Here is a 13,859-nt window from a genome sequence, read left to right as displayed (position 1 = left end):
TGTTTGCGTGAAAGTTTTTAAATTGTAAACCAATGCACTTCAAACAGTTAATTGTAGCACTGAATTGACTATTTTGTTAATATAGATTTTAACTATTGAAACATAGAAACAATCGAATTTGATTATTAGAATCAATGATATACCTTTATTGCCCTGAAAGAAATACAAACAAGTATTGGTTTAATACATGAACTTATAAAATGGGAAAAGAATCAAATGACATCAGTAAGTGCCCGTTTCATAATGGCACATTGCAGCAAAATGTTGGAGGAGGTGGCACCAGAAACCGTGACTGGTGGCCGAACCAACTAAAGTTGAGTATACTTCGTCAACACTCATCGCTCACAAATCCGATGGGGGAGGGCTTTAACTATGCTGAAGCTTTCAAGAGCCTTGACCTGGCTGCTGTGAAGCAAGATCTGCATGCACTCATGACAGATTCACAAGACTGGTGGCCGGCTGATTTTGGACATTACGGTCCTTTATTTATCCGTATGGCATGGCACAGTGCCGGTACTTATCGCGTCGGTGACGGCCGGGGAGGTGCAGGAGCCGGACAACAGCGTTTCGCTCCTTTAAACAGCTGGCCAGATAATGTGAGTTTGGACAAAGCGCGTCGGTTGCTATGGCCGATCAAACAAAAGTATGGTCGCAGTCTTTCCTGGGCCGATTTGATGATTCTTGCAGGTAATATTGCTCTGGAATCCATGGGCTTCAAAACATTTGGTTTTGCTGGCGGCCGTCCTGATGTTTGGGAGCCGGATGAAGACGTTTACTGGGGGGCGGAAACAACCTGGTTGGGTAATGACCATCGCTATGCCAAAGGTTCTTCGGGTGAACCAAGTGGAAACGGAACACTTTCAACCGATGAGGATGCCGATGGAAGAATCCATTCCGGAAAACTTGAAGATCCGCTGGGAGCGGCTCATATGGGTCTAATTTACGTTAACCCGGAAGGTCCGGACGGTAATCCTGATCCAGTTGCAGCAGCGCATGACATCCGCGTGACTTTCGGTCGTATGGCCATGAACGATGAAGAAACCGTTGCATTGATCGCCGGTGGACATAGTTTTGGTAAAACCCACGGCGCTGCGCCTTCCGAGCATGTAGGCAAGGAACCGGAAGCAGCGGATGTGGAATTGCAGGGACTGGGTTGGAGCAATAGCTTTGGCTCCGGTGCGGGGCCTGACGCAATTACGAGCGGTCTGGAGGTAATATGGACTACAACCCCTACCAAGTGGAGCAATAACTTCTTTGAAAACCTGTTTGGCTTTGAATGGGAATTGACCAAAAGTCCGGGTGGAGCCCACCAGTGGGTTGCCAAGGACGCTGAGGGGATTATTCCTGACGCATTTGACAGCAGCAAAAAGCATGCGCCAACGATGCTGACAACCGACCTTTCTTTGCGCGTTGATCCAATATATGAGAAAATTTCAAGAAACTTTCTGGAAAACCCGGACGCATTTGCAGACGCTTTTGCGCGTGCCTGGTTCAAATTAACACACCGTGATATGGGTCCTCGCGCTCGATACCTTGGACCGGATGTTCCTGCAGAAGTACTGATTTGGCAGGACCCAATCCCTGCTGTGGATCATGAGTTGCTACAGGATTTTAATGTTCCAGACTTAAAAGCCAAAATATTAGCATCCGGACTGACTATATCGGAGCTGGTTTCCACAGCCTGGGCTTCTGCGAGCACATTCCGCGGTTCTGATAAACGTGGTGGTGCAAATGGGTCTCGTATTCGTTTATCACCGCAAAAAGATTGGAAAGTTAACAATCCGGTGCAGTTGCAGAAGGTTTTGAATGTTTTGGAAGGTATTCAAAAAGAATTCAATCAGGGCGGTGCTAAAAAAGTATCTATCGCGGATTTGATCGTATTAGGTGGAGATGCTGCGATTGAAAAAGCATCGGGAAACACAATCACGATCCCTTTCACTCCCGGACGTATGGATGCCATACAGGAGCAAACTGATGTGGAATCCATAGGTCATTTGGAGCCGCTCGCTGATGGTTTCCGTAACTATAAGAAAGCCAAATTCACTGCACCTACTGAGGCGTTGCTAATTGATAAAGCTCAATTACTGACACTTACGGCCCCGGAATTGACGGTGTTGATAGGTGGATTAAGGGCATTGGATACAAATTTCGATGGTTCAAAGCACGGTGTTTTCACGGCGAGACCGGGTCAACTTACCAACGATTTCTTTGTTAATCTGCTCGATATGAGTACCTCATGGAAGGCTCTTTCTGATGACAAAGAAGTATATCTGGGAAGCGACCGTTCCACTGGTCAGCCTAAATGGACGGCCACTCGTGCAGACCTTGTTTTCGGTTCGAACTCCGAACTGAGAGCGATCGCAGAAGTATACGGAAGTGCAGACGCGCATGACAAATTCGTCAAAGATTTTGCAGCTGCATGGACCAAAGTGATGAACTTGGATCGGTTTGATCTGGCTTGATTATGAGTTTGATATAGAGTAAAAGGGCGTCTCGGTAAATTTGAGGCGCCCTTTACTGCTATTCAGCTATCGTAATCTCAATAACGCCCGATTTTCCTTTCTCGCCATATTTCTTGAAACCTTCTGATTCTGTCAGCTCATTCAGATGATATTTCTTCTTTTCCAGGTAGATGGTCTCGTTCAGTTTCATTTGCGTACCATCGACAATTACATAGGTTAGATGATTAATGAACGAGAATTTGCCGCTACCTTTAAATTTCTGGGTGTTGAGATCTACTCTTACATCGTCTCCTAGAAGAAACAACTTGCTATTGGTTTCCGACCAAAATAGTTTTGATGCATAAAATGTACCCGTCAGCAGCTTGACTTTGCCAGTTTCGGACTGCTTAATACTTTCTACGTCAGGAGTTGATTCAGGAACTTGAACCGCAGTAATCGGCTGGTTTTTAGTAGAAACCGGCAGCTCTTTTGGCATAGCAGTTGAGTCAAAAGCCAGACCTGCGATCAGTAATCCTCCCAAAGTTTTGAAATTTTTCATTGCCATATCATTTTTCGTTTTTTCAACTATGATGGGATTTCCTGAAATGGTGGCAGATATTGAATCAGAAAATAAATTTCCGTTTTCTGCCTCGTATATTTTCTCATCCAAAGTGCTGACTTTTGTTGCTTTGGGTGCCACTGGTATGGTCGAATTCTGACTTTCTTTGAATGAAATGATATGCAAATTTGAAACGGCAACTAACAGTACAACGCCTGTAATGGCTAAAACTCCTGACTTTAAATAAAATCGTGAAATAATTTGCGATCTGGGTTTAGGTATAGGTCCATTGACGGAAGTAATGTTATCGATTGGTCGATTTTTCAAAGGGGCTACTGATAAGTCCTTTAACCTACTGGAAATCAATGTATCTATATCCCAAATCTGATAAGGAGTAAGAAGGAAAAAGAATGCCTTTCTGCGCTTTTTATTTTTTCGCAGTTGCAGATGGAGCAATTCCCGAATCTTCTTACGAGCTCTTGCCAAATGCGATTTTGAAGTACCCTCACTGATACCGAGCTGCTCGGCTATTTGGGCATGGGTAAAATTATCGATCACATAAAGGTTGAACACAAGTCGATGATGCTCGGGTAAAAGGGCAATCGCCTCTAATAGCTCTGCTTCCGAAAAACTACTGTCTTCATGGCTAGAAACCTCCTCCATTAGCTCATTGAATGTAGCGAGGTCTGAAAGATTCCCATGTATTTTTTCCTGATTCTTTTGCTTCCGGAGGTATTGCAAAGCCACATTCACGACAATACGCCGCAACCAGGCTTCGAAAGGTCCTCTGTTCTCAAAACTGGAAACCTTGTCAATCGCAATCAGGAAAGCATCATGCGCGAGATCTTCCGCCGTCTCGCGATCCTGCGTATATCGACAGCAAACGCCTATCATCCGGGCAATGTTCTGCCTGTAAGTAACCTCCCAAAAACTGTTTGAAACCTTCTCCATACTGAAATCTACATTTCAATGATGCTGTTTTTCTGAATGGTTGCAGTTAATGTTGGGAAAAATGTGATGAAGGAAGGTTTTTACTTTTAAACAAACGTAATGAACCAGCATGGGTTGGATCATAATACAGTACGTGGGAAATTGTAATATATAACTATTTCATTTTGATATTCCTGATTTGGTCTTTTGTGGTTACTCAGTTTTCTAAAAAAATATTTATGTTCTAACGCGAAAGTAATCGATTGTAAATTGTATTATTTAAATGACTTGCTTTGACATTTAATGATATTGCGAAATAACATGAACTATCATAAACTATTGATATACAACATACGTTTATTTGTATGTGGTGTAAGTGTAAAGTGGTTACATTTAACTTGCGCTACTTATTTTTATCAATATTTTAATAAAACAAGAATTAGCGAATATAACTGAGAAACATCGGTAAGATGGCATAGAGAAGATGTGAGGGCGGAAGTGATAATTGAATTATACCTATTTTGACTACGACCAAGCAACTACAAAGCCAGGTCAATAGAGTTCTCGACTTATTCGCACACAAAACGAAAATCATTATGATACAAATACTGAAATCTGTAAAAGACAATAAGTCAAAAGAAGTAAGTCAGGAAGTTTCACCGAACCGTTATACGGTATTGTACACGCTTGAAGGAGTATATCACCACAGCGGCTGCTCGTCTCAGGAGGAAGCACAGCTTCTCTTGAGCAGGCTCATGACAGACGGTGACCGAATTCCGGTAGGTATCTACGATTACAAAACCGACTCTTTTGAGTGGGAGGCTATCGGAGAATATCTATATAGCCAGGATCTGATGAGCGATTCGGAAGCAAGGCTTGAAGAAGTGTTAACCATATCACGTGCTTTGAGACGCAGAGACTCAAGCTGGCACCCGGAGTTTTTGGGCAGACCTAGCTTTTTTGCATAAGCATTATCACTTTTTAGTTGTATGATAAATTTGTCGTGCAGGGTGTTTTCACTCCGCACGACAAATTTCCCGTTTTCAGTGGTAGAACAGAAGTTAATGTTCTTGTATAAGAATATGTGTCTTTTTTAAATTTCAAATAATTTCGATCTATTACATTAAAAGTATATATTGAGAGTTCGTGTGAAAAACTTTGAAAATTATATGAATATTCCACTTTCAAAGAACACGCTATGCTCCCAATATTTGATTACATTTTTCATTCCCCGCTCAGGGAAGAGGTCTCAGCGGATATCTTCCAAAATGTTGTGTATGAAGATTTTATGGAAGGAGAAATCCTTCTGGAGCCCGGGCAATTTCAAAACCGAGTATATTGGGTAAAAAAGGGAGTCGTGCGATGTTATCTAAAATATTTGGATAGTGAATGGACAAACTGGTTCGCAGCTGAAGGACAGCTTGTTTATTCAGCTGAATGTTTGTTTCGCAATAACCCTTCCCCCGAATTTATCGAGGCATGTACTCCAGTAACGTTATATTCAATCAGTAATGAAGAATATCGGGCTTTATTAGAAAGTCATTCTGAATTTCGGGAGTATGCCTTCAAAAATGTCCAGGATCGTCTATTAAAAACAGAGAAACGCAGATTTGGAATGGAAATGTTGACTGCATATGATCGATATGTCCAATTTATAGAGACGCATTCATTTTTAGGAAATCGCGTTCAGATGAAACATTTAGCTAGTTATTTGGGAATGACTCCGACACACTTATCCCGTGTGAGGAGGGAGTATATGCAGCGTGGAATTTAATGGTAAATAGACAGAGTAGTCAATGTGTAATTGACTAGTGCGCTATCCTTTTGACGACAGGCTGTTTTTATTGCTCCAAAGCCGCAAAAGCTCACTCATTACTGAGCGAGCTTTTGTCGTGAGGTATTTGCTTAATGGGATATTAAGATTTTTTTCTCTCGAAGAATAGCAAATAATTTCTTTTTGTTTGCACACATTCATCATTGTCACTTCCCCAGTTCGCTTCCATATATTCCAAAGTTTCTTTTGAGTTCCTAGGAATTGAATTTGGTTTGGGAGTCAAACTCGTAACACCAAATATGGGTGTTAACATATGTCTGTCTACTATTTCCTTTACTACTGTGAATACCGCAGCCTTGAGCTCTGGGTTATAGATATTTCTACTAGTATCATACCGATCAAGATAATAAATAATGTCAGCTATGTGTTCAAAATTATGATCTTCTTCAATAACCTCCATGATCATTTCGAAATTATTGATATCATTAGAGTTTAAAATATTATAAGCCATGTTTCCTAACGAGTAAATCGGAATTTGCCAATAGGCTTACTATTTCTATAGTAATCAAGCGCAGAATCCCTCTTGGTGACACGTCTACAATTTAATCGGGGGCAAGACTTTTTTTTGAAAAAATAATAAAAAATCTCGTTTTGTTTGCACATTCTCATCTGTGTCATTTCCCCAGTATTTGTCCAGATATTCAAGCGTACCGTCAGAATTCTCGGGAGTCGGATCGGGTAAAGGAGCCATATTGGCGAAGCTATACAGTGGTGTGGCTATGCCTCTATCTAAGATTTCCTTGACAACGGTAAAAAGGGCATCTTTCAACTCTGGATCATCATCTTTTCTATCTTTATCAAACCTATCTAAATAATGGATGATATGGCCTAGATGTTCAAAATTATAGTCTTCTTCAATAACCTTTATAATCTCATGAAAATTATTTATTTCACTTTTACCCATTAAATTATACGACATGATTACTAGCGGTTAAATCTGAATTCTCCAATTCTCTTCCCATTTCTATAGTAATCAATTGTTGTATTTGGGATTACTTGCGATCGGGCGTACAGTATTTGCTGATGAAGTGTGATATTCTATGTTTTGTCTGAATGCATCCAATTGGTTTTAACGTTTCGGCCAATTTCGGATTTTCAATGTTCGTTGATTTTCGGCTTCATGTAATAAATTGTTGTCAAAAAATGATTGGCCTCGTCAATGGAGAGATTCGTAGAGGTTTCGTTTTTGTCAGGGATATAATCCTTTTGACATCCAATCAAAAACAAAGATGAAATCAGGGCTAGGATTAAAACCTGAGCCATTTTCTTTAAAATTTCCATAAATTTGAAAATGTTTAATGTGAAAAGTTAAACGCTGCGAAGCTGCTGACGCCTAGGGGGACCAACCGAAAAGGAGTTAAGCAGCTTTGCATTTGTAAATTATAAATCAAAACCATTTAGGCGCAAGCCTCTGTATTATTATTCAATCTATGTTGATTGATGTCGCTACATCAAAGTTTGAAGCTTCAAAAATACAGATGTGGTGGCTATTCCAGTGTTGTTTTAATTAGCATCACATTTTTAGTGAATCTCCAACCCAGCCATAATTTATAAAAAATGAATCGTCGCAATTTCTTTACAAGTTCGGTGGCCGGTTTAGGGGCGTTACCATTGACTTCTGCTTTTGATGGGAGTGTGCGCTTTACAAAGCCTCTTAGGGTCGTTTGCGTAGGTGGACATCCTGACGATCCCGAGACAGGTTGTGGCGGGACGCTTGCCAAATTTGCTAACGCCGGCCATGAGGTGACGATCATATATCTGACCAACGGGAATGCGGGAATTCCGGGGAAAAGTCATCAGGATGCAGCGGCTATTCGGACGCAGGAGGCCAAGAATGCTTGTAAAATATTGAAGGCTAAGCCAGTTTTTGCGGGGCAGGTAGATGGCGATTCGGTCGTGAACAATGAGTGGTATTCCAAGATTCAGAAGTTGCTGGAAGCAGAAAATCCTGATATCGTTTTTACCCATTGGCCGGTAGACTCTCACAAGGACCATATGGCTGCCAGTCTTTTAACGCAGAAAGCTCATTTGCAGATGGGTCAGAAATGTCCGCTATACTTTTTTGAGGTTTATACAGGTTCACAAACCCAGAATTTCAATCCAACAGATTTTGTGAATATCACAGATACGCAGGAGCAGAAGCGCAAGGCAGTTTTCTGCCATGCGAGTCAGGGGTTTATTTCAGACGCATTTTACCACAAATTTCATGGTATTATGGAAGATTTCAGGGGGCTGTCAATCGGTGTTAAAGGTGCAGAAGCTTTTGTAAAGTTGATAAATGTGAAAAATGCAATAATTTAGTTTTCTTTTGCCACTAAGGTTTCGATTGGTGTTTTAGATGCTCATGGCGGCGGTTGAGACTTACCAAGTTTTCAAAACTTGGCAAGTCTTTAGCGACCGTCTTTTCATCAGGAATTCAATCCTCTTCGTCCGCGTTTTTTAATTTTGACAGAAGTGCATATGCTCCTTTCAAGACGATTCGAGCCTTTTTACTATCAAATTCGGCTGGAAATTTTACTTCCGTGTATCCATTTTCGGCAGTTCCGCGGGTCACTTCGATGATTTCGAATATCAGACTTTTGTTTCCTGATAAAGGCTTTTGTTCCGCGAAAATGTAGGACTTTCCTTCAAAATCAACAATAGACTGATCGGGTAGGGCGGTGACTGGATTGGCACCAGTTTCGATAATGGCTTTTACAAAGTTTTGGGGCAAAAGAGCGTGATCATCCTCCATCAAATGGCAATGAACGCGAACCGTTCGATCCTCATTGATCTTTTGGTTTATGAGATATACTCTCGCCAGATCTTCTTTTTGAGGATTATTACTGACTGTAAAACGTACCAGTTGCCCGAGTTTGATTTTGGGTATGTCTTGTTCAAAAACAGATAGTTCGACATGTAAGTGATCGGTATCGACAATCTCGAACATGACGTCAGTTGGGTTCACATATTTACCCAGATTCACATTGACGGTAGTAACCGAACCGCTGATTGGCGAGAAGATCGGTGCACTGTTCACAATTGTCCCTTTTTCAAGTACATTCAGATTAATACCGGCAGTTTTGAGTCGTTCTTTCAAGCCAGCCAGTCGCGCCTTCTGAGTATTGGCCTCTGCAGTTGCCTGCTGCAAAACCTTTTGTGCGTTGATATTCTCTTTGCTGAGCAACGTTTGGCGGTTGAGTTCCAACGTTGCATATTCCAGCTTGCTTTGCGTTTCAAGGTAATCCTGCTGCATTTGAATAAAATCGGGGTTTTCGATAATGGCCAGCACCTGTCCTTTCTTGACATTCATACCTTGCAGCAGCTCCGTTTTTCTTACAAATCCACCCATGGGAGCGGAAATGCTCACCAGATTTTGAGGGGGTATATCAATCACCCCGTTGGCTGTCACGACATCGCTGATATTGCGAATGGTGGCCGTGCCTGTCTCGACGCCCGCCGTCTCATATTGGGCTTCCGTCAATTCAACTGTTTTATTGTCAGCTTCTTCCTGTGGTCTTTCAGTCGGTTTTTGCTGCTCTGCTTCCTTTTTATCGCAAGAGACCAAAGATGTGAGAAGAAGCAGGAACACTATTATATTTTTCATATGAATATCTTTCAAATATGGACTTAAGCTATTGATATAATGTGTGTTAATCTTGTTTATTAACCAGAAACTCAATTTCAATGACCGACTGGTTATACGAATCGAGCAGATCCAGATAAGTGGATCTGATATGCAATGCGCGGTTCAGTGCCTGGGAAAACTCCATGTATCCGATTTCCCCTGACTCGTAAGCGCGAGTTGCATTGTGGCCGATAGCGTCTGCCAGTACCAGTGTTTTCTGTTGGTATAAATCCAGATTTTGACCAGCACTTTGGTACGTTTGAATGCCTTGCTGCAGTTTGCTATTCAGTTGGAGGCTGGTTAATTTCCACTGATTTTCGCCCAATTTTTCGCTGATTTCCGATGCCTGAATACGTGCTTTGGCCGCTCCGTTGAAAATCGGAATAGACACCCCGACTTGAAATCCCTGAAACCTTTTGCCGGCATTATAATATACCTCGCTGCCATTGACCAGTTGCGGCCCAATCAGCGACTGGTTGAAATAGCCTATGCTAAAGCCCGGTAAAAGTGCTGTGCGCTGCGCCGCAGTTGACTTTTGTTCTATCAATATTTGTTGTCGCAAGTAATGCAGGTATGGATTTCCAACAATAGCACTCGTATCTAATGATATACCCGCAAGACTTCGCTTCGTAAGTGTATCGGCTTGCGGTTCGACGATATCCGGGCTATAAATCAATGTTTGAAGTTGCTTTTGAAGATTCAAACGTTCTGATTGATTCTGAACAATCCGCATGGCTATATCTCCCTGCTCACTTTGTGCCACCGAAAGTTCGAGCTGATTAGCCTCGCCGGTTTGATATTTCAGCTGGGCTGCTTTTACAAAGCGCTCGATCCGGCTACTTTCCTGCAACAACAGATCCCGTTTTTCATTCGTCAGCAAGAGGCCGTAATATATGATTTTCACTTCCCTTGCCAGCTCAGCCTTAGAAACTTCGAGCTTGGCCTGAACGCCATTTACCTGTTCAGACAATAGATCTTTTCGTCTCGATATTACTTTGGGATGATGCAGACTTTGGGATACAGTAAACTGATTATCAAATTTTTGGCTGTTGTATTGTCCACCCATCCACGATAAATCCGTTTTAGGCATATCGTTTGCGGTCTTCAGAAGCGACTTTTGGTAGTCGATCTGATATACTCCTGATTTCATTTCCAGGTTCTTGGTAAAAGCCTCTTCAATGGCCTGATTCAATTCTACTTTCCGGATCGTGCTGTTCTGAGCGTGTATATCCGGGCTCGATAGTATTGAACATATGATCAATAAAGAGACGGATAATGTTTTGACTGGAAGAACTTTAACTCGTTCGAATATCAGATACAGAACCGGCAAAACAAGAAGCGTTAACAAAGTCGCGGACACCAACCCTCCGATTACGACAGTAGCGAGCGGCCGCTGCACTTCTGCTCCCGAACTTGTGGATAAGGCCATCGGCAAAAAACCCAGCGATGCAACTAAGGCCGTCATCAAAACGGGACGCAGCCTTGTTTCCGTGCCTTGAAAAATGACCTTTCTTAAATCGGTTTCGCCTCCTGTTCTCAGGAAATTAAATTCGGCAATGAGCACAATTCCATTCAAAACAGCCACTCCAAATAACGCTATAAAACCAATTCCAGCCGATATACTGAACGGCATATCCCGCATCCAAAGGGCGACTACGCCACCAATGGCAGAAAGTGGAATGGCAGTCAGAATGAGAAGACTCTGTTTCAGAGAATGGAATGTGAAAAAGAGTAATATGAAAATTAGTAATAATGCAACGGGAACAGCAATACTCAGACGTTTACTTGCCTCCTGGAGATTTTGAAACTGTCCGCCGTAAGTTACGTAGTATCCGGTGGGCAGTTTGATCTTATTATCGATTTTGGATTGAATTTCCTCTACTATACCTTCCACATCTCTTCCCCGAACGTTGAACGCCACCGTAATTCGTCGCTTTGCATCTTCCCGCTGAATTTGATTTGCGCCTGTTTTAATACTAATATTAGCGACCTGCTCCAATGGAATCTGTTGCCCGTGATTTGTGGTGATGAACAACTTACGCACATCGTCCAGTGCTTGTCTGCTTTGCTGGTCCAATCTTACGACCAAATCGAATCGTTTTTCCCCTTCATATACCAGACCAGCCGAGCTTCCCGCAAAAGCGGTATTAATGGTTTTGTTTGCATCCTCAATATTAACACCGAATCGCGCCAGTTTTTCCCTATCAAAATCGACGACGATCTGCGGCAGGCCACTGATTTCCTCTACATATACATCTTCGGCTCCGTGAACTTCACGCACCAGTTTGCCTATTTTATTCGCCTGAGTGGCCAGGGTTTCCATGTCTTCCCCAAAAATTTTGATGGCCACATCCTGTTTGACGCCTGTCATCAGTTCGTTAAAACGCATTTGAATAGGTTGCTGAAATCCGAACGTAACGCCTGGGATTGCTTCGTCCAGGGCAGCGTGCATCTTCTCAGCCAGTTCATCACGGTTTTTCGCCTTTTTCCAGGCTGACTTTTCTCTCAAAATCACCATCATATCCGCAGCTTCAACGGGCATCGGGTCTGTCGGAATTTCGGATGACCCAATCTTTCCGACCACTTCCACCACTTCATCCGGGAATTCATGGTTAAGTAATTTCGCCCCTTTTTGAACCGCATCTATCGTCTCGGACAGTGAACTCCCGGCCAAAACCCTCGTTTCGACAGCAAAATCTCCTTCATCCAATTGCGGAATAAATTCGCCTCCCATTTGCAGGAACATGTATATACTCGCTGCAAAAAGCAGGAGTGAAGTAGATATAACCATCATTCTTTGACCCAGAGCAAAAGTGAGTACGGGCTTATATATGCGATGGAAAAAAGCCGTAATCCGGTCAGAGATATTGATTTTATGATCATTTTTCTTGCTCAGAAAAAGGGCCGAAACCATAGGTACATAAGTCAGAGAAAGAATAAAAGCACCCAAAATCGAAAAGCTTACGGTCTGCGCCATCGGGCGAAACATTTTTCCCTCTATGCCTACAAGTGCGAGAATGGGTAGGTAAACGATGAGGATAATGATTTCCCCGAAAGCTGCTGAATTCCGAATTTTTGAGGCGGATTCATATACCTCTTGATCCATTTCGATTTGTGATAATCGATGCGCATATTTTTTACCCGATATGTGATGTAGCGTTGCCTCGACAATAATCACTGCGCCGTCGACGATCAGGCCAAAGTCGATAGCACCGAGGCTCATCAGGTTTCCGGACACACCGAAAAGGTTCATCATACTAACAGCAAATAACATCGCTAACGGGATAACCGACGCCACCACAAGTCCGGCTCTCAAATTTCCGAGCATCAGGACCAATACGAAAATGACAATCAAGGCACCCTCGACAAGGTTTTTAGAGACGGTTCCGATGGCATTATTTACCAGTTTGGTACGATCCAGAAACGGTTCGATCACAACGCCTTCCGGCAAGGTTTTGCGTATTTGCTCAATACGCTCTTTCACCGTTTCGATCACCTCTGACGAGTTCGCACCTTTGAGCATAAGCACCAGTCCGCCTACAACTTCCCCTTCGTCATTACGCGTCATAGCTCCATATCTGACAGCGTGACCATATCGGACTTTTGCCAGATCCCTGATCAATACCGGCAAGCCTTCCGGCGTTTCTGTCACCTGTACTTTTCCTATATCGTCGAGATTACCGATCAAACCCTCACTCCGGATGAAATAAGCATTCGGTTTTTTGTCAATATATGCGCCGCCGGTGTTCTGGTTGTTTTTCTCGAGCGCCAAGAAAATATCGCTCATGGATATCTGAAAACTGCGCAATTTGAAAGGATCAATGGCTATTTCATATTGTTTCAGATAACCTCCGAAACTGCTGACATCTGCCACGCCTTCCGTTCCCAAAAGTTGCCGGCGTACGATCCAGTCCTGGATACTCCGCAATTCCATCGGTGAATATTTGGTCTCGTAACCTTTTTTGGTATGGAGTATATATTGGTATATCTCCCCCAAACCAGTCGTGACCGGAGCCAGATCCGGAAATCCTACACCCTTCGGAATTTGCTCGCCAGCGGTTTTCAGGCGTTCCGAAACCTGCTGCCGCGCCCAGTATACGTCAATATTTTCTTTAAAGACGATAGTGATAACCGACAAGCCAAATCTGGAGATGGACCTGATTTCGGTGACATTAGGAATCGTTGCCATCGCAGTTTCGACCGGAAAGGTGACGAGGCGTTCTACTTCTTGCGCCGCCAGCGAAGGACTTGACGTGATAATCTGAACCTGGTTATTGGTAATATCTGGCAGGGCGTCGATGGGAAGGCGCGTGAGCGAATAACCTCCGCAAATGATCAGCGCAGCCGTGAGTATTCCGACAATCAGTTTGTTTTGAATTGAAAAACGAATGATTTTATCTAACATTGGAATTTTAGCTTACGTGTATGTACGGGCATAATGGCCGTTACGCGAATGCGACGGTATTAAGCCAAACTAAGAAATACAGG

Annotated in this window: 9 protein-coding genes; 4 read left to right on the top strand and 5 right to left on the bottom strand. The window is 42.8% G+C overall.

Annotated features, from left to right (window positions below; all coding sequences use genetic code 11):
* Positions 1-200: 200 nt before the first annotated feature.
* Positions 201-2,462 (top strand): catalase/peroxidase HPI, encoded by a 2,262-nt coding sequence (gene katG, locus AC1XUD_RS16995; protein ID WP_483362231.1) that lies wholly within the window; start codon positions 201-203, stop codon positions 2,460-2,462.
* 58 nt (positions 2,463-2,520) lie between these two features.
* On the opposite strand, the gene AC1XUD_RS16990 is transcribed toward katG, so the two are convergent.
* On the bottom strand, positions 2,521-3,951 hold the full coding sequence (locus AC1XUD_RS16990) for an RNA polymerase sigma factor (protein WP_483362230.1): 1,431 nt from the start codon (positions 3,949-3,951) through the stop codon (positions 2,521-2,523).
* Positions 3,952-4,526: 575 nt separating this feature from the next.
* On the opposite strand from AC1XUD_RS16990, the gene AC1XUD_RS16985 reads away from it, so the two are divergent.
* Together AC1XUD_RS16985 and AC1XUD_RS16980 are read left to right on the top strand one after the other, a co-directional pair.
* Positions 4,527-4,898: a hypothetical protein gene (locus AC1XUD_RS16985; protein ID WP_483362229.1), complete on the top strand. Its 372-nt coding sequence runs from the start codon at positions 4,527-4,529 to the stop codon at positions 4,896-4,898.
* A gap of 230 nt (positions 4,899-5,128) precedes the next feature.
* Positions 5,129-5,704, top strand: a complete 576-nt coding sequence (locus AC1XUD_RS16980; protein ID WP_483362228.1) for a Crp/Fnr family transcriptional regulator — start codon at positions 5,129-5,131, stop codon at positions 5,702-5,704.
* Positions 5,705-5,846: 142 nt separating this feature from the next.
* On the opposite strand, the gene AC1XUD_RS16975 is transcribed toward AC1XUD_RS16980, so the two are convergent.
* The gene (locus tag AC1XUD_RS16975; RefSeq protein WP_483362227.1) at positions 5,847-6,215 is read right to left on the bottom strand and encodes a hypothetical protein; all 369 of its coding nucleotides are present in this window, start codon (positions 6,213-6,215) and stop codon (positions 5,847-5,849) included.
* Positions 6,216-6,299: 84 nt separating this feature from the next.
* The gene (locus AC1XUD_RS16970; protein WP_483362226.1) at positions 6,300-6,683 is read right to left on the bottom strand and encodes a hypothetical protein; all 384 of its coding nucleotides are present in this window, start codon (positions 6,681-6,683) and stop codon (positions 6,300-6,302) included.
* Positions 6,684-7,321: 638 nt separating this feature from the next.
* On the opposite strand from AC1XUD_RS16970, the gene AC1XUD_RS16965 reads away from it, so the two are divergent.
* Entirely contained in the window at positions 7,322-8,065 is a 744-nt protein-coding gene (locus AC1XUD_RS16965) for a PIG-L deacetylase family protein (RefSeq protein ID WP_483362225.1), read from the top strand.
* 115 nt (positions 8,066-8,180) lie between these two features.
* Here the strand turns inward: AC1XUD_RS16965 and AC1XUD_RS16960 are convergent, their stop codons facing one another.
* Together AC1XUD_RS16960 and AC1XUD_RS16955 are read right to left on the bottom strand one after the other, a co-directional pair.
* On the bottom strand, positions 8,181-9,350 hold the full coding sequence (locus AC1XUD_RS16960; protein WP_483362224.1) for an efflux RND transporter periplasmic adaptor subunit: 1,170 nt from the start codon (positions 9,348-9,350) through the stop codon (positions 8,181-8,183).
* 46 nt (positions 9,351-9,396) lie between these two features.
* Positions 9,397-13,776: a CusA/CzcA family heavy metal efflux RND transporter gene (locus AC1XUD_RS16955; RefSeq protein ID WP_483362223.1), complete on the bottom strand. Its 4,380-nt coding sequence runs from the start codon at positions 13,774-13,776 to the stop codon at positions 9,397-9,399.
* Positions 13,777-13,859 lie beyond the last annotated feature (83 nt).

The organism is Dyadobacter sp. HNCC25DJ184 (assembly GCF_056895215.1).
The sequence above is the reverse complement of the archived record's forward strand: the minus strand, read 5'-3'. Positions and strand labels throughout refer to the sequence as shown.

What these genes read in the sequence shown, in the direction of transcription:
- katG (WP_483362231.1), top strand. Translation starts at nt 201, where the DNA reads ATGGGAAAAGAATCAAATGACATCAGTAAGTGCCCGTTTCATAATGGC.
- AC1XUD_RS16990 (WP_483362230.1), bottom strand. Translation starts at nt 3,951, where the DNA reads ATGGAGAAGGTTTCAAACAGTTTTTGGGAGGTTACTTACAGGCAGAAC.
- AC1XUD_RS16985 (WP_483362229.1), top strand. Translation starts at nt 4,527, where the DNA reads ATGATACAAATACTGAAATCTGTAAAAGACAATAAGTCAAAAGAAGTA.
- AC1XUD_RS16980 (WP_483362228.1), top strand. Translation starts at nt 5,129, where the DNA reads ATGCTCCCAATATTTGATTACATTTTTCATTCCCCGCTCAGGGAAGAG.
- AC1XUD_RS16975 (WP_483362227.1), bottom strand. Translation starts at nt 6,215, where the DNA reads ATGGCTTATAATATTTTAAACTCTAATGATATCAATAATTTCGAAATG.
- AC1XUD_RS16970 (WP_483362226.1), bottom strand. Translation starts at nt 6,683, where the DNA reads ATGTCGTATAATTTAATGGGTAAAAGTGAAATAAATAATTTTCATGAG.
- AC1XUD_RS16965 (WP_483362225.1), top strand. Translation starts at nt 7,322, where the DNA reads ATGAATCGTCGCAATTTCTTTACAAGTTCGGTGGCCGGTTTAGGGGCG.
- AC1XUD_RS16960 (WP_483362224.1), bottom strand. Translation starts at nt 9,350, where the DNA reads ATGAAAAATATAATAGTGTTCCTGCTTCTTCTCACATCTTTGGTCTCT.
- AC1XUD_RS16955 (WP_483362223.1), bottom strand. Translation starts at nt 13,776, where the DNA reads ATGTTAGATAAAATCATTCGTTTTTCAATTCAAAACAAACTGATTGTC.